Source organism: Moorena sp. (genome assembly GCF_982860115.1).
Genome location: NZ_CEYLVT010000169.1, coordinates 1 through 16,229, shown reverse-complemented (window position 1 = coordinate 16,229; position 16,229 = coordinate 1). Strand labels below are relative to the sequence as shown.

Genomic DNA, 16,229 nt, shown 5'->3' with positions numbered 1-16,229 from the left:
ACCCCACACCCCATACCCTGTCTAGTTTAATGCCTTGTTGTCACCCCCTCAGGGGTTCCCCCCATGAGCGACTGCCGTGGTTTCCCCCATGAGCGACTGCATCAAGAATTGATCAGGCGGGATTAAATCACTTCTAATTGCTGTTTTTACTCAGTACTCACAGTAATAGAATCAAATTGAGTTCATTAGAATGTCAACAGTATTTTTTACAATTCAAATTTACTTATTACCTCTTATAATTTCCCTGTTCCCTGTTCCCTGTTCCCTATTCCATAAAACCAGATAATATGTACCTCACGAAATTGAAATAAGCTATATTTTTTACCAATTCCAAAGTTCCCTATTCCCTCTTCTGACTTCCCTGTTCCTTGAACTGCTGTTTCCTGTTTCCTACATCGGCAAGAAGTATACTAGATCAGGCATTGGCTAACGAATGTGCCAAAATTGAACTACAGTCAGAACTGACGTAAGCTAAAGCGCGTAATCAAACCCAAGGAGTATCACTTGTGCAGTCACAATACAAACCCACCGAGATAGAGGAAAAATGGCAACAAATTTGGGAAGAGCAAGGCTTGTACCAAACCCCCACAGAAACTGACAAGCCGAAATTCTATGCTCTGTCCATGTTTCCCTATCCATCGGGTAACCTGCACATGGGTCATGTCCGTAACTATACAATTACTGATGTGATTGCCAGGAAAAGCCGGATGCAAGGCTATCGCGTACTTCACCCCATGGGTTGGGATGCCTTTGGATTACCCGCAGAAAATGCTGCGATCGCTCGCGGGATTCATCCGGCTAAGTGGACATACCAAAATATTTCCCAAATGCGATCGCAATTAAAGCGCCTCGGACTCTCCTATGACTGGGATTGTGAAGTAACCACTTGCTCCCCAGACTATTACAAATGGACTCAGTGGATTTTCTTACAGTTCTTCAACGCTGGACTGGCCTACCAGAAAGAAGCAGCAGTGAACTGGGACCCCGTGGATCAGACCGTGCTAGCTAATGAGCAAGTGGATAGTGAAGGACGTTCCTGGCGTTCTGGTGCCAAGGTGGAACGGAAACTGTTGCGTCAGTGGTTTCTTAAAATTACCGACTATGCCGAAGAATTACTCAAGGACTTGGATACCTTAACCGGTTGGCCAGAACGGGTGAAGCTGATGCAGGCCAACTGGATTGGTAAATCTGTTGGTGCTTATCTAGAATTTCCCATTGTGGGCTTAGATGACAGCTCAGATGAGGGCTTAGATAACAAAATTGGTGTATTCACCACTCGTCCCGATACGGTTTATGGGGTTACCTATTTGGTGCTAGCACCGGAACATCCCTTGACCGCAAAAGTCACTACCCCTGACCAAAAGGCTGCAGTTGAAGCCTTCATTGAGGAAGTCAGTAACCAAAGTGAACTAGAACGGACAGCAGAAGATAAGCCCAAGCGAGGGATTCCCACTGGTGGCAAAGCCATTAATCCCTTCACTGGGGACGAAATCCCAATCTTGATTGCTGACTATGTGCTGTATGAGTATGGTACTGGTGCGGTGATGGGAGTACCAGCTCATGATGCCAGAGACTTTAAGTTTGCCAAGGAAAAGCAATTACCGATAAAAGTGGTGATTGTCCCAACTTCAGATGATGTCGAAACAGTTAATGACACTCCTCTAGAAGCGGCTTACACCGAACCGGGCATTGTCGTGAATTCTGACCAATTCAATGGCATGGATTCCGTCAAGGCCAAGACCGGAATTATTGACTATGCTGAACAACAGGGCTGGGGGAAAGCCCGAGTGCAGTATCGCCTCCGAGATTGGTTAATCTCTCGCCAGCGTTACTGGGGTGCCCCGATCCCTGTGATTCATTGTCCTAACTGCGGCGCAGTGGCAGTGCCAGACCAAGACCTGCCAGTAGAGTTACCAGAAGATGTGGACTTTAGCGGACGTGGTCTTTCTCCCTTGGCTCAATTAGACAGTTGGGTGAATGTACCTTGTCCCAATTGCGGTACACCAGCTAAACGGGAAACCGATACCATGGATACCTTTATCGATTCCTCCTGGTATTTCTTACGTTATCCCGATGCCAAGAATGACTCCGCTGTGTTTGATTCCAACAAAACCAATGATTGGATGGGAGTGGATCAGTATGTAGGGGGCATCGAACATGCTATTTTGCACTTGCTCTACTCGCGATTCTTTACTAAGGTATTGCGCGATCGCGGTTTACTAAACATTGATGAGCCGTTCCAACGTCTTCTAACTCAGGGGATGGTGCAGAATACGGCTTACAAAAATACCAAAACCGGTAAATACTTCGCTGTTGTAGATATCGATCCCAATGACCCTAAAGATCCAGAGACTGGGGAACCGTTGGCGGTATTCTATGAAAAAATGTCTAAGTCTAAATACAACGGTGTCGCACCAGAAGATGTAGTAGCTAAATACGGTACCGATACCGCTAGGATGTTTATCTTGTTTAAAGCACCACCAGAAAAAGATTTGGAATGGGATGATGCTGATGTAGAAGGGCAATTCCGTTTCCTGAATCGTGTCTGGCGTTTAGTATCGGATTTCGCCGCTAATGGTAGCACTAAATCTAGCCCGTCTAATGGTGATTTAACTAAACCGGAAAAAGACTTACGACGAGCAATTCATATCGCGATTAAAGAGGTAACTGAGGATTTAGAAGGGGAGTATCAATTTAATACGGCGGTTTCGGAATTGATGAAGCTAAGTAATGGGATTACTGATGCTAAGTGTAAAGACTCCCCGGTCTATAAAGAAGGGATTGAAACCTTGATTACATTACTCGCTCCCTTTGCTCCCCATATTGCTGAAGAACTTTGGCATAGTCTGGGTCATAGTTCATCCATACACAATCAACCGTGGCTTGAGTACGATCCTGATGCTTTGGTAGCCGATGAAATTACCTTGGTTATTCAAATCAAAGGCAAAACTCGCGGCACTATTCAAGTTCCCGCTAACTCCGATAAGGCAGCGTTAGAAACCTATGCTCGGGAATCTGAGGTAGCACAGCGATATCTAGAGGGTAAGGAGATTAAGAAGGTAATTGTCGTACCCGGTAAATTGGTAAACTTTGTAGTGGTTTGATTGGGAAAAAGTGCTGGACGCAGGGGATAGGTAATGGAGCTATTTCCTATTCCCTGTGCCTAGAGCTATATATTAGGTAAGAAACAATAGATCAGGTTCATTTACCAACAGCTATGTCTGAACAAAACGCACAAGTCTGTCCTATCTGTGGTGTCAGGATTATACCAGGAGGCCAAGTCGAGGATAAGGTCATCTTTAAAGTTGGACCAGTGGGCACGAGAGCTATTCTTAACCAGCGCGTTTGTCAGTATGTTAAGAAACCAGGCTGTATCAATAAGAATCCGTAGCAATTATCAATGGGTGAGGTACTTTCCTTGTCAGCTATCAGCTATTAGCTGATAGCTGTTCGCGTAGCGTGCGCGTAGCGCTTAAGCTGAATGCTGAATACTAATTCACTTTAGGAGTCCCTAATTTACCTAGGAAGTTGCGCACCAGTAAGGTTAGCATTATCAAGGTTAGCGTTAGTTAAATCAGCGTTAATGAAATTAGCGTTACTGAGGTTAGCGCCACTCAAATCAGCACCATTCAGGTTGGCATTCAGAAAGGTGGTGTTACTGAGATCAGCACCCCTAAAGGAACTACCACTTAGATCAGCACTGATGAAGTTTGCCCACACTACGCTAGCACCACTGAAGTCGGCGCGACTCATGTTGGCCCCTGTAGCGTAGGCTGAATCTAAGTTGGCATTGCGGAAGGTTGCCCCTGTGCCATCAATAACTCTCATTGCTGCACTTTCGAGCATGGCATCAGAAAGGTTAGCGCCACTGAGATTGGCTCCCTGGAGGTTAGCATATCTCAGGTCTGCTTCCCTCAAATCAGCTCTGGCTAGGTCAGAATTTACCAGGTCACAGCTTCGACATTCCTTAGTTTGCAGGAGTTGTAGATAATGCTCGCGCACTTCAGCTTTTATAGGAGCGATTAACCCTAAGGAGGCTAGCAGTACACTAATTCCTAAGATTCTGAATTTCATAATTTCTGGCCTTATCTTGTTTTGCCTGTATTATGGCAGCGAAGTTCAAGAAATACCCAATATTTCTACCCTGATTACTAATTAATTAAGCATTTAGCGGTCAGCGGTCAGCCGTCAGCTGATCAAACAGAGATTAAACCAATGCTTACTTGCTTGATTCAAAAGCACTTCAAGTAGCCCATAAGCTGATAGCTGATAGCTGATAGCTGATAGCTGAGCTAATTACTACTGTGCGATCGCATGGATAAACTAACGCGCTTCAGTTTTTCATTCACTTCCATCACCCGCACCTTCACCACCTGTCCCACTTTGACTATCTGTTTGGGATCCTCTACAAACCGGTCAGCTAGTTGGGAGATGTGAACTAACCCATCTTGATGAACGCCGATATCTACAAAGGCTCCGAAGTTTACCACATTGGTGACAATTCCTTCTAATTCCATTCCAGGACTTAGGTCTTTGAGCTCATTTACGCCTTCTTTGAAGGTGGCGTACTTAAACTCTGCCCTGGGGTCTCGTCCTGGCTTTTCCAATTCCTGGATAATATCCTCTAGGGTTGGTAAGCCTATGGTATCGGTGACGTAACGGTTCAAATCTACTGATTTGAACCGTTCTGCTCCTTGGTTAATCTTGGCTAGAGGTAACTGCAAATCCAATGCGATCGCTTTCACTACGGGATAACTTTCTGGATGCACAGCTGTGTTATCCAATGGATTATCCCCGTTGCGAATCCTTAGGAATCCTGCTGACTGCTCGAAGGCTTTTGGCCCTAGCTTTGGTACCTTAAGAATTTCCCGACGGTTCTTGAATGCACCTTGCTCATTGCGATAGCTCACAATGTTATTAGCAATGGTCGGGGTAATCCCAGATACAAAGGTTAGCAGTTGAGCAGAGGCAGTGTTTAAATCTACTCCTACATAGTTTACACAACTTTCCACGGTGTCATCAAGTTTCTTCTTGAGCAATTTCTGATCAACATCGTGTTGGTACTGTCCTACACCAATAGATTTAGGGTCAATCTTGACCAACTCAGCTAACGGGTCTTGTAAGCGTCTGCCAATACTAATCGCTCCCCTGACTGTGACATCTAAATCCGGAAACTCCTCTCGTGCTAGCTCACTGGCGGAATAAATCGATGCCCCAGATTCATTCACCATTACTTTAATTGGTTTGCGCTCCATGGTTTTGAGTACTTCCGAGATAAACTCGTCTGTTTCACGAGAGGCTGTACCGTTACCAATGGCAATTAGCTCGATCTGGTAGGTTTCAATTAAATGCTTAATGGTTTTAGCAGCTTGTTCCCGCTTTTGGCTGCCTTGATGGGGAAAGACTGGTTGGTATGTGATGTATTTAGCTGTCTCATCCAGGATAGCCACTTTACAACCGGTGCGGAAGCCTGGATCTATGGCTAAGGTTGGCTTCATTCCTGCTGGAGGAGATAACAACAGTTCTCGGAGATTGGCTTCAAAGGTTTTAATGGACTCTGCATCAGCATAGGTTTTGCGATTGGTACGTACTTCCGTAGTTAGGGAGGTTTTCATCAGCCGATTAAACCCATCTTTGAGCATGGTCTGGTAAAACTCTCGCAGTAGGGTAGCCTTCGTGTAGATTTCCTCAGACTCTAGGTAAGACATAACATAGTCTTCATCAAAAGAGAGTTCCAGCTTTAGGATTCCTTCCGCTTCACCCCTGAGCAGGGCTAACATATTGTGTGGCGCTACAGATTTAACGGGGATTTGGAACTCCCGGTACATTTCAAACTTAGTGGTACCTTCGGGATAATCCTTTTTAATCCGAGACACGAATACTCCCGATTTCAGGAAATAATCCCGCAAGTACGCTCGTAAGTCGGCTTTTTCCGCTACAGCTTCCGCTAATATATCAGAGGCACCTTGAAGAACGTCCTCTACCGTATTGAGCTTATGGTCTGGGGAAATGTATTTAGTCGCTTCTTCAGATAAGGATACTGATTTAACCTCCGGAGTGTTCATCGACTCAATCCAGTCCGCTAAGGGTTCAAGTCCTTTCTCCCTCGCCATGGTTGCCCGAGTGCGTCGTTTGGGTTTATAGGGCAGGTAAAGGTCTTCTAATTCAGTCTTTTGCTGGCAAGCTTCGATCTTAGCCTTTAGTTCATCGGTGAGCTTACCTGCAGATGCGATCGCATTCAGGATTACTGACTTCCGTTGCTCCAGTTCGGTTAGATAAGTATGGCGCTCAGCTATAGTGCGTAGCTGAACTTCATCGAGAGAACCAGTCACCTCTTTACGGTAGCGAGCTATAAACGGAATAGTTGCCCCTTCAGCAAATAAAGACAGGGCATTCTCGATCTGAGTCGCACTTAACGACAGTTCTTGGGCTAAGATTTGAGAAAAAGTGCTCATGTTACCAGGAAAAGCAGAAATTCAAATAAATTTGAAATATATTTAAAGTAGCAAATTGAAAACGCTATAGCGTTTTTATTTGAGATGTAAACCTACAAGGTCTTTTTTTAGTTTACAATAAAACTCCGTATCTCTTGCACCTCTTGCCTTTTGCCTCTTGCCTCTTGCCTTTTTCGGCAATACGGGTATTTACAACCTATATCCAAACGCGCTTATTACCATTAATAATTAACAATTAACACTTCCATTTGCAACTAACAATTATTAATAAAAATGGTTTCTAGCCCTGAATTGATCAAACCTACCCTAAGTCCAGGTAGTCTCCGTCGAGTCCATCATATTGCTCTGAATGTGAAGGATATCCAAGCATCGCGCCACTTTTATGGTACAGTACTCGGTTTACATGAACTAACTGGAGAAGAAGTGCCCAGTACATTGCGATCGCTAGTCGCAGCCGGAAAAGTCACTAACTTCGTTACCCCAGATGGCATTGTTGTGGATTTGTTTTCCGAGCCAGAGCTATCACCACCCGATCCAGACCCCCATCGTGGCTTTACTCGGGTCAATCATCTCGCCTTTGATATCGATCCTCAGTTATTTGACCAAGCCGTAGAAGTTCTAAAACAAAATCAAATTCCCATCGATCATGGTCCAGTAACTCGTCCTACCGGCAGAGGTATCTATTTTTATGACCCCGATGGATTTATAGTTGAAATTCGCTGCGATGCGATTGAATGAGACTTCGTTACAGTTGTGAAGAATCGGGAATCGGGAATCGGGAATCGGGAATCGGGAATCGGGAATCGGGAATCGGGAATTGGGAATTGGAAATAAAAATTACAGGGTTTTTCATAACAATAAGTAACTCCTGTTCCCTGCTCCCTGCTCCCTGCTCCCTGCTCCCTGCTCCCTGCTCCCTGTTCCCTATTCCCTGTTCCCTGTTCCCTGTTCCCTATTATTTCCTGCAATATCTAAGTTAAAGACTTCTGCTTTTTTTCAAAATACTGTTGATGATAGTCATCAGCTAAATAATAGTCGGAAGCTGGCTTAATTTCGGTAACAATATCCTTATCAAACTTACCAGAAACTTGCAGTTTTTGTTTTGACAGTCTTGCCAGCACTTCTTGTTCCTGATTGTGGAAAAATATCACCGATCGATACTGTTCTCCTCGATCAGGACCTTGGCGGTTCAATGTCGTAGGGTCATGAATAGACCAAAACAGGTCAAGTAATTGTTCATAGCTAACTTTTTCCGGGTCATACTCCACCTGTGCCACTTCCGCGTGACCCGTTATTCTTGATAATACATCCAGATAGCATGGGTTAGGAAAATGTCCGCCCATATAACCAACAGAAGTTGAGACTACTCCCTTCACTTTCCGAAATGCTGCCTCTACTCCCCAGAAACAACCACCACCAAATGTCGCTTTTTCCATCGTTGTTACGTAGTTATTGATCAATCGTTGGTCAGGTTTTATTAATTATATAGTAGTTGTCAATTTTTGAGGGAGTAGGGAATCGGGAATCGGGAATCGGGAATCGGGAAAAAATAATGTGTATATTATACAATTCGATATCGCATCAGGTACAAATTGATCCCCCTAAATCCCCCTTAATAAGGGGGACTTTGAAGTTTATAAGCGTACCTGATAACTGCGAAAACGCTATATTAGGCTACAAACTGCTAGCTGATAGTTAATAGCTGTTCGCGTAGCGTGCGCATAGCGCTTAAGCTGATAGCTGATAACTTACATTTTTACATCTCAAATATACCCCCTATCGTCAATTTTTTATTTGTAACAAAATGTTGAATATTTAAAAATTTTCTTGATTTTTTTCGAGATATTAGTAATAATAAAAATGTCGGATATTTCGATAAGATTTCTGGACAAAAAGCCGCGCTTCCAAGTTGACACACAAAGCGCGGCTTTACCCCCAGTCACAAACTATGTGTGAGGTAATTCCTATGATGCCAAACAAACGGTCAGTAGATCATTTGGTTCACTGTCAGCGAGCCCTAGACCGGCTTGCCCAAATTGCTGAAAGGCAATCCACACGCCCAGATTCAATGCCTCGTGCGATCACGGAGCGAGAGGAAATTTTGATCTACCTATACAGCAACTGCCGACTGTCAATGACTCCCCAGGCGTTTTACCGCAAATGGCAAGTCAATCAAGACCACATCGGTCAAATCTGCTGCCGCTCAACTTATGCGGTAAATAGCTGGCTTGCCCAAGGTGCTCGCTATAAAACTCCTAGTGCCGATTCCTTATACCATCTAGCCTTAATGGATTTCCTTCTGGAGAATTTCGAGGCAATTCCCAAGGAGTTATTAAATCAACTTTGCTCCAAAGTTGTTCGGTAAAGGGGTGTTGTCTGTTAGAGTTTAGAATTAAGAATTAAGAATTAATTCTACATTCTTAATTCTTAATTCCCTAGCCTATTTGCGTCATTTCATTGAAACTGAATTCCTCAACCGCGCCATCAGTTGCAGCCATGTAATCCTTCAGGTGCTGGGCACCCATATGCTTCTGCCACAGCTCACGGGATTCCCAATTTTCAAAAAACATAAAGTGAGCTGGATTTTCATTGTTCTGATGCAAATCGTATTGCAAGCAGCCCTCTTCAGCACGAGTGATGTCGATCAACTTTTTAAGCTCAGTCTTTACCAGATCAATTTTGTCATCTTTAGCTGTGATATGAGCAACAAGAGTCAATTTAGCCATGTTTTTGTTTCCTTCGTTTTAGTGAAAAATTGAAAATCTGATGGCGATAACTTGCCACCGTTGGCTATGCTGTCTTAATTAAAACCGTCGAGTACATTTTTGCCAATGGCACGACCGCTCTCTTGCTGCGAATGAGCGGTCTTGAGGGTTTCCACACTGATTTTCCCGAGATTGTTGGTAACAGTGGAAATTAGGGTGCCATCGTCAATCAGCTCCGACACCCGATTCAGCAATTCATGCTGTTTTTCGATGTCCTCGGTTTGAAACATCGAGCGAGTAAACATGAATTCCCAGCTGAAGCTTAGGGCTTTGGGTTTGATCAATTTCATGTCTAGGGATTGAGGGTCATCAATTAGTGCGATATGACCGCGAGGCTTGATCAGCTCAATGATGCCAGGAAAATGTCCGCCTGATCCTGAAAGGGAAGCAACGTAGCGGGGCTCGAGTCCCAATTCCTTGATTTGATCAACAAGGGACTGGCGGTGATTGATTACATGGTCGGCACCCATCTTTTTAACCCACTCGATGGTTTCCGGACGGGATGCCGTTGCGATCGCAGTCAACCCAGTGAGTTTCTTGGCAAGTTGAATCAGGATTGACCCAACACCTCCCGCGCCACCGATAATCAGTATACTCTCGCCCTTGCCTTCTCCTTCTTTGACCCCGAGGCAGTCGAACAGGATTTCCCAGGCCGTAATGGAGGTCAGTGGAAAACCAGCTGCTTCCGCAAAACCGAGGGATTTGGGCTTTTTCCCGACAATCCGCTCATCAACGGCATGGAGCTCGGAGTTGGTGCCCGGTCGAGTGATATCACCGGCATAATAGACTTCATCACCTACTTTAAATTTACTGACATCGCTGCCAACTTCTCGAACAACACCTGCCGCATCATAGCCAATGATCTTGGTACCCTTTTCCGGTGCCATCTTGGCGCGCACTTTCACGTCCACAGGATTGACCGAAATTCCCCGAACCTCCACCAACAGGTCATGTGCCCCTAATTCCGGTGTTTCGGTTTCAAATTCGATCAGCGCATCTGGTGCAGTGATTGGTCCAGGCTGATTATATCCTATGGCTTTCATATCTTGGTTTTCCTTTTATGATCAATGCCGCCGATTCGATTGTATTGCAGTTTTTAGTGTAATACTGCTGCACTGCCCACCCTAAATCAACTTATGGGAAAACCATGATATGTACATTTTTGTTAGGTGATTCAGGATTTGCTCCTCCAGCACCTGAAGTGAAGCAGGGATTACAGTTGCTGGAGTTTTGCGATTGGCCTTTGGGCCACGCTACGCGAACGCATTCTCTTCTTCTAGCAGATATTGATCATGGGAGATGCTATAACAGCTGGAACTATCAACAAGATTGGTACGTCCAGTAAGCAATATAAAAAGGTAGTAAAGTACATCCTTTCACGACATAAATTTTACCAGTAATTTGCATATTAATTTTCTTTAATCACAACAATATAGTCATTACATCCTCCTAGCTTTTATACTGAAACCATTCATAATCCAGGAGATATCATGTCAGAAGAGTCTAATAAATCTACTCCAAATGACCTTAAACAAATCAAAATTTATGGTGGATTAGTAAATGCTAATAATGTTGATGCAAATCAGATAGGTGTCGAGATCAATAATTATGCTCCAGAGCAAAAACAAAACCTAGCCAATGCAGCAGCAGAAATTCAAAAGCTTTTGCAGCAACTAGACCAGAGTTATCCCAATGCAACGGCAATCGAAAAACAGAGTGCTTTAGCTGTAACTCTGCAACAAGAAATTAAGCAAAACCCAACATTCAAGGCCAGGCTACGTAATGCCTTAAAAGAAGGCGGAATCGAAGCCCTGAAGGTGTTGTTTGCCCCGATTGGTATTCCCATTGAAATGGTTAAAGGTTGGATTGAGGCGGAAGCTGAGTAACCGGCAGTATTGGTAGATACCCATGTCTGAAGAGCAAAAAAAAGTCTCTAACAATGACCTAAGGAATTCCCAGTGTGAGGGTGGTTTTGTTCGTGCTGATACAGTCAATGCTGATCAAATTGGCGGTAATATCAATAATTATAATGTTGTTGTCAATCCGCCAGGAACCCAATTAACTCGTCAAGAATACCGCAACCGTAAGGCATTACTCGCTAAAGTCAAAAACTATTGGATCAAAGGCGTTCTAGAAAAATCCCTCTATCACCAGGTAATGATTGAATTGGGATTAGAAGAGAGACCCGATGCCATTCCTCAGCCTTTGAGCGAAATTACCGAAATCGGTGACAACTCACCTCAACCCCTCCCCGAAGGAACTAAAGTAATTGATGTTTTTGACCAAATTGGTAAAGCAGGAAGAACCCTACTAATTTTAGGAGACCCAGGGTCAGGTAAAACCACAACCTTACTGGAACTTGCCCGGGATTTAATTGATCGTGTTGAACAAGATACTAATCAGGTAATTCCTGTAGTATTTAACCTCTCCTCTTGGGCAAATAAACGGCAGACGATAGCCGATTGGTTAGTAGATGAACTAAATAGTAAGTATGATGTTGCCAAGAAAATTGGACAAGCTTTAGTAACGCAACAGCAACTACTACCATTGCTTGACGGTTTGGATGAAGTAAAGTCAGACTATCGAGACGATTGTATCACCCAGTTAAACGAATTTAAGCAGAATTATGGTGTCGAGCTGGTAGTTTGTAGTCGGATTAAAGACTATGAAGCTCTTTCTAACCGTCTGAATTTTCAGAAAGCAGTTTATATAAGATTGCTTAGTTTAGAACAAATCTATCATTACTTGGATAGTGTCGGGGCTGAGTTAACAGGATTGAGGACATTAATGGCAGAGGATACAGTATTACAAGAGTTAGCCCAGTCGCCCTTGATGCTCAATATTATGACTCTAGCTTATCAAGGAGTAGCAGTTGAGGATTTACCAAAAACTGACGTAGTGGAGGAACGGCGCAAGCAGCTCTTTGATGCATATATTGAGAGGATGTTTAAGCGTCGGAAGACTAATCAGCGATATAAGAATGCGCAAGTAAAGCACTGGCTAATTTGGCTGGCAAAGAGGATGGTTGAGGAGTCGCAAACAGTATTTTTAATTGAAAAAATGCAGCCATATTGGCTAAGAAATAGAAAGCAAAAACGAATTTATAGGCTGATTTTTGGGCTGATAGGAGGGCTGATGTTTGGGCTGATAGAAGTGCTGATGTTTGGGCTGATGTTTGGGCTGATAGGAGTGCTGATGCCAGGGCTGATGCCAGCGCTGATGTTTGGGCTGATAGGAGTGCTGATGTTTGGGCTGATGGGAGGGTTGGTGGAACAAATCAAAACAGTTGAAATACTTCAAGTTAATTGGAAAAAAATCTTGATTCACCTGCTGAGGTTTGGGCTGATGCCAGGGCTGAGGTTTGGGTTGATGGGAGGGCTGATAGTCGGGCTGATGTTTGGGCTGAGGTTTGGGTTGATGTTAGGGCTGATAGGAGTGCTGATGTTAGGGCTGATAGAAGGGCTGATGTTTGGGCTGATAGTCGGGCTGAAGAGTTCAGAAATTGAAACAAAAACAAGTCCAAATCAAGGAATTTGGAAATCAGCTCGTAATGCTATAACTGTATGGCTGATGGGAGGGCTGATGGTCGGGCTGGTCGTGCTGATGTTAGGGCTGATAGTCGGGCTGATGCTCAGGCCGATGTCAGGGCTGATGGCAGGGCTGATGGTCGGGATGGCAGGGCTGATGGCAGCGCTGATAGTCGGGCTAAACAATGGTGGTGAAGCCTGCATCAAACACTTCAGCCTCCGCCTTGTCCTCTACAGTAACAAATACATCCCTTGGAACTATGCCCGCTTCCTGGACTATGCCGCTGATCGCATCTTCCTACAAAAAGTAGGGGGCGGCTATATCTTTATTCATCGGATGTTGATGGAACACTTTGCTGAGATGAAGGCTGAGAATTAAGAATTGAGAATTAAGAATTAAGAATTGGAAATTCTGACTTCTGACTTCTGACTTCTGACTTCTGACTGGGCAATAACCTGGCTAGCAATATTAAACTCAAATTCTAGAGCTTCATACTCGGCTTTTACCTCTGGATTTGCTAGAACTTGGGAGCGAACATCATCCCACTTAATTGTCTTTGCACTCATTTTTTATTCCTCTTGTTTTGGAAATTATAGCGTTTATAGGATTTATGAGGTACGCTTCTCAAGTTCAAAGTCCGGCGTTGCTGAATTAAGGAATGAATGCGCGATTATCTGGTTTTATTAAAGCCCCCTAAATCCCCCAACTTTGCGGTGCGACCCAAGGGCGATTTACTCGCCCATTGGAAAGCGCACCGGAAGGAACTTTAAGAGTTTTGTTCCCCCCAGAATTGGGGGGCTAGGGGGGCGAAACCATACCCAGAATCAGCAACGCCAAAAATTCCGCTCTACGAGATTCGGCAATTTTAATATTCTACATTTGCTCATTCTACTTGGTGGTGCGTTACGGTGCGGGCTATCCCAAAACTGGCTCTAGGGGTTGAACATCAGGGCAAGCCCGCCCCTAACACACCCTACGCACTACCTACTACTTTCTGTGATTAATCCTTTGGTGGGCAGTGCTTACAACAAGTGTACCCAAGCAAATCAATCTAACGGCGGCACTGCCCACCCTACTTTCTGCTCCCAGGGATAATGTTCCGATCACTATTGAAGGGTTTTGTATACTATGATTGGTAGCACTATATAGCAGTACGCATTAAGGTTAAGACATTTATACAAAGTGAAAAGCTCTTGTAATTAACTGTTGCCTTTTGCCTTTTGCCTCTTGCCTTGCGCATAGCGCTATACCTAGTGATCTACCTCCTTTAACAGGTGGTGAGGCTTTCCCGGAGCAGTAGAAGTTGCATGAACTTGGGTCTTGGACAAACGATCGGTGGACGCTATAAAATTATTCGTCAACTGGGACAAGGTGGATTTGGTCAGACTTTCGTAGCTGAAGACCAACACTTGCCTGGTGAGAATCAGTGTGTGGTTAAGCAGCTCAAGCCAGTAGCCACGGATCCCTTGACATTGCAGACGGCTAGGCGACTGTTTGACACGGAAGCCCAAATCCTACACCAGTTGGGAAGTCATGAGCAAATTCCCCAGCTTTTTGCGTATTTTGAAGAAAATAAAGACTTCTATCTGGTCCAGGAATTGATAGAAGGGGAAGACCTCAGCCAGGAACTTGTACCGGGACAACAGCTGAATGAAGATCAGATTATTTCCCTGTTGCAGGAAATTCTGGAAGTTTTAGAATTTGTTCATCAACGGCGTATTATTCACCGAGATATCAATCCTCAAAACATCCTTCGGCGTAAATCAGATGGCAAATTAGTACTGATTGACTTCGGTGCGGTTAAACAAGTGAGTACCCAAATCCTGGAAGGGGGCAACACTGGCTTTACCGTTGCTATTGGTACTCCTGGCTATCGACCCAGTGAACAAGCCAATGGTTACCCGAAATTAAGCAGTGATATCTATGCTGTCGGGATGATCGGGATTGTTGGTTTAACCGGTTTACGTCCTCACCAATTGCCCCTTCACCCAGATACAGGGGAAATTAGCTGGCATAACCAGATATCAGTAAGTGCTGAATTAGCGGATACTTTAGATAAAATGGTGCGCTATGATTTCCGAGAGCGTTACCAATCAGCAACCTTAGCCTTACAAGCACTAACTACTGTAATTACTAATAAAAATAGCAATAATAACAGCAATCCTAACACTACTAAAACTGGCGCTACTTTAATGTTGGGAATTGCGTCATCTATACAACCGCTGCTGCCGAAACCCCGACGATTCAGACTAAAACCCTACCAAGTGTTACTGTACACCGGGGTGATTGGATTGGGGTTTGCAGCAACGGTTTTTATGGTGAATGCAATCAATGAAGAAACTGCTACGCATTGGTATAAACAGGGCGAAACCTTTTTAGAATTGAAGCGCTATGAAAAGGCTCTGGACGCTTATAATCGAGCTGTAGAAATCCGAGGGGAATATGCTCCAGCTTGGCAAGGTCAGGGTAAAACCTTGTTTGCCCTGAAGTACTATGAAGAAGCTCTAAATGCTTACGACCAAGCCATTCAAATTGAGCCGGATTATAGTGCAGCTTGGAAGGGTAGAGGTAAAACCTTGGACCAGTTGGAGCGTTATGACGGAGCAATTAAAGCGTTTAATAGCGCCCTGGAACTCAAGCCCAATGACTTGGACGCTTGGATCAGTCTTGGTAATGTTCAGGTTAAGTCGAAGAATTATTATGATGCGATCGCATCCTTTGACAAAGCCCTGAAACTCAAACCCGATTCTTACCAAGCTTGGTATCGACGGGGCTGGGCATTACATAATTTGCGCCGATATAAAGCAGCAGTACAATCCTACGACCGAGCCTTAGACTACAAACCGAATTCCGCTGAAGCCTGGTATCAGCGGGGTAATGACTTGAGCAATTTGCGAAAGTATAAAGATGCAGCCAAGTCTTATCAGCAAGCGGTTCAATTCCAGCCCAACTTCTACCAAGCTTGGTATAGCTGGGGCAATACCTTAAATAAATTAGGGAAATACCAAGAAGCCTTAGCCCCCTTTGAGCAAGCCGTTAAACTCCAGCCTAATTCCTATCAAGCCTGGTACAGTCGCGGTTGGACACTCCATCAAGTCCAGCGATATGAAGATGCCCTGGAAGCTTACTACAAAGCCATTAAACTACAATCCAAGCCTTACCAAGCTTGGTACAGTCGAGGCAATACCTTCTATAAATTGGAACGCTATAAGGATGCGATCGCATCTTACCAACAAGCAGTTAACTATAAACCTGACTACAGCCAAGCCTGGTATAGCCTAGGCAATGCATTAGTTAAACGCAACAAGTATAAAAAAGCGATCGCAGCTTATGACAAAGCCGTGCGCTACCAGCCAAACTACCGAGAGGCTATCAAAGCACGGGAGCGGGCAAATAGCGAATTGGAAGCACAGAAGAGGGAACAGGAAATCGGGAATCGGGAATCGGGAATCGGGAATCGGGAATCGGGAATCGGGAATCG

General features: G+C 44.4%; 13 protein-coding genes. 7 read left to right on the top strand and 6 right to left on the bottom strand.

Features of this window, described 5'->3' with window-relative positions:
- The first annotated feature begins 506 nt into the window (after positions 1-506).
- Positions 507-3,104, top strand: coding sequence for a leucine--tRNA ligase (gene leuS / locus AC4II3_RS23540; RefSeq protein ID WP_488015796.1), 2,598 nt, complete (start codon positions 507-509; stop codon positions 3,102-3,104).
- A gap of 412 nt (positions 3,105-3,516) precedes the next feature.
- Here the strand turns inward: leuS and AC4II3_RS23535 are convergent, their stop codons facing one another.
- Both AC4II3_RS23535 and AC4II3_RS23530 read right to left on the bottom strand, forming a co-directional pair.
- Entirely contained in the window at positions 3,517-4,074 is a 558-nt protein-coding gene (locus AC4II3_RS23535; RefSeq protein WP_488015798.1) for a pentapeptide repeat-containing protein, read from the bottom strand.
- Positions 4,075-4,292: 218 nt separating this feature from the next.
- Positions 4,293-6,455, bottom strand: a complete 2,163-nt coding sequence (locus AC4II3_RS23530) for a Tex family protein (RefSeq protein WP_488015800.1) — start codon at positions 6,453-6,455, stop codon at positions 4,293-4,295.
- A gap of 273 nt (positions 6,456-6,728) precedes the next feature.
- On the opposite strand from AC4II3_RS23530, the gene AC4II3_RS23525 reads away from it, so the two are divergent.
- Positions 6,729-7,193 (top strand): VOC family protein, encoded by a 465-nt coding sequence (locus tag AC4II3_RS23525; RefSeq protein WP_293067950.1) that lies wholly within the window; start codon positions 6,729-6,731, stop codon positions 7,191-7,193.
- A gap of 233 nt (positions 7,194-7,426) precedes the next feature.
- Here the strand turns inward: AC4II3_RS23525 and msrA are convergent, their stop codons facing one another.
- A complete protein-coding gene (gene msrA, locus AC4II3_RS23520) occupies positions 7,427-7,891 on the bottom strand; it encodes a peptide-methionine (S)-S-oxide reductase MsrA (RefSeq protein ID WP_488014867.1) in 465 nt (154 codons plus the stop codon).
- Between the two features lie 530 nt (positions 7,892-8,421).
- On the opposite strand from msrA, the gene AC4II3_RS23515 reads away from it, so the two are divergent.
- Complete coding sequence (locus AC4II3_RS23515) at positions 8,422-8,820, top strand: hypothetical protein (protein ID WP_488014865.1); 399 nt, start codon at positions 8,422-8,424, stop codon at positions 8,818-8,820.
- Between the two features lie 70 nt (positions 8,821-8,890).
- On the opposite strand, the gene AC4II3_RS23510 is transcribed toward AC4II3_RS23515, so the two are convergent.
- Both AC4II3_RS23510 and AC4II3_RS23505 read right to left on the bottom strand, forming a co-directional pair.
- Positions 8,891-9,181, bottom strand: coding sequence for a putative quinol monooxygenase (locus tag AC4II3_RS23510; protein WP_071106238.1), 291 nt, complete (start codon positions 9,179-9,181; stop codon positions 8,891-8,893).
- A 74-nt stretch (positions 9,182-9,255) separates the two neighbouring features.
- Positions 9,256-10,263, bottom strand: coding sequence for a zinc-binding alcohol dehydrogenase family protein (locus tag AC4II3_RS23505; RefSeq protein WP_488014863.1), 1,008 nt, complete (start codon positions 10,261-10,263; stop codon positions 9,256-9,258).
- Positions 10,264-10,367: 104 nt separating this feature from the next.
- Here AC4II3_RS23505 and AC4II3_RS23500 point away from each other — a divergent pair, with 104 nt between their 5' ends.
- From AC4II3_RS23500 to AC4II3_RS23490, 3 genes are all read left to right on the top strand, one after another.
- Positions 10,368-10,565, top strand: a complete 198-nt coding sequence (locus tag AC4II3_RS23500) for a hypothetical protein (RefSeq protein ID WP_488014861.1) — start codon at positions 10,368-10,370, stop codon at positions 10,563-10,565.
- A gap of 145 nt (positions 10,566-10,710) precedes the next feature.
- Entirely contained in the window at positions 10,711-11,106 is a 396-nt protein-coding gene (locus AC4II3_RS23495; protein ID WP_488014859.1) for a hypothetical protein, read from the top strand.
- A gap of 22 nt (positions 11,107-11,128) precedes the next feature.
- The gene (locus AC4II3_RS23490) at positions 11,129-13,126 is read left to right on the top strand and encodes an NACHT domain-containing protein (protein WP_488014857.1); all 1,998 of its coding nucleotides are present in this window, start codon (positions 11,129-11,131) and stop codon (positions 13,124-13,126) included.
- A 17-nt stretch (positions 13,127-13,143) separates the two neighbouring features.
- Here AC4II3_RS23490 and AC4II3_RS23485 read toward each other — a convergent pair whose 3' ends face one another.
- The gene (locus AC4II3_RS23485) at positions 13,144-13,314 is read right to left on the bottom strand and encodes a hypothetical protein (RefSeq protein ID WP_168166525.1); all 171 of its coding nucleotides are present in this window, start codon (positions 13,312-13,314) and stop codon (positions 13,144-13,146) included.
- 741 nt (positions 13,315-14,055) lie between these two features.
- On the opposite strand from AC4II3_RS23485, the gene AC4II3_RS23480 reads away from it, so the two are divergent.
- A partial coding sequence (locus AC4II3_RS23480; protein ID WP_488014855.1) for a tetratricopeptide repeat protein occupies positions 14,056-16,229 on the top strand: 2,174 nt, incomplete at its 3' end.

Excerpts from the sequence above, each read along its gene's own strand:
- AC4II3_RS23535 (WP_488015798.1), bottom strand. The coding sequence starts at position 4,074 with ATGAAATTCAGAATCTTAGGAATTAGTGTACTGCTAGCCTCCTTAGGG.
- AC4II3_RS23530 (WP_488015800.1), bottom strand. The coding sequence starts at position 6,455 with ATGAGCACTTTTTCTCAAATCTTAGCCCAAGAACTGTCGTTAAGTGCG.
- AC4II3_RS23525 (WP_293067950.1), top strand. The coding sequence starts at position 6,729 with ATGGTTTCTAGCCCTGAATTGATCAAACCTACCCTAAGTCCAGGTAGT.
- msrA (WP_488014867.1), bottom strand. The coding sequence starts at position 7,891 with ATGGAAAAAGCGACATTTGGTGGTGGTTGTTTCTGGGGAGTAGAGGCA.
- AC4II3_RS23515 (WP_488014865.1), top strand. The coding sequence starts at position 8,422 with ATGATGCCAAACAAACGGTCAGTAGATCATTTGGTTCACTGTCAGCGA.
- AC4II3_RS23510 (WP_071106238.1), bottom strand. The coding sequence starts at position 9,181 with ATGGCTAAATTGACTCTTGTTGCTCATATCACAGCTAAAGATGACAAA.
- AC4II3_RS23505 (WP_488014863.1), bottom strand. The coding sequence starts at position 10,263 with ATGAAAGCCATAGGATATAATCAGCCTGGACCAATCACTGCACCAGAT.
- AC4II3_RS23500 (WP_488014861.1), top strand. The coding sequence starts at position 10,368 with ATGATATGTACATTTTTGTTAGGTGATTCAGGATTTGCTCCTCCAGCA.
- AC4II3_RS23495 (WP_488014859.1), top strand. The coding sequence starts at position 10,711 with ATGTCAGAAGAGTCTAATAAATCTACTCCAAATGACCTTAAACAAATC.
- AC4II3_RS23490 (WP_488014857.1), top strand. The coding sequence starts at position 11,129 with ATGTCTGAAGAGCAAAAAAAAGTCTCTAACAATGACCTAAGGAATTCC.
- AC4II3_RS23485 (WP_168166525.1), bottom strand. The coding sequence starts at position 13,314 with ATGAGTGCAAAGACAATTAAGTGGGATGATGTTCGCTCCCAAGTTCTA.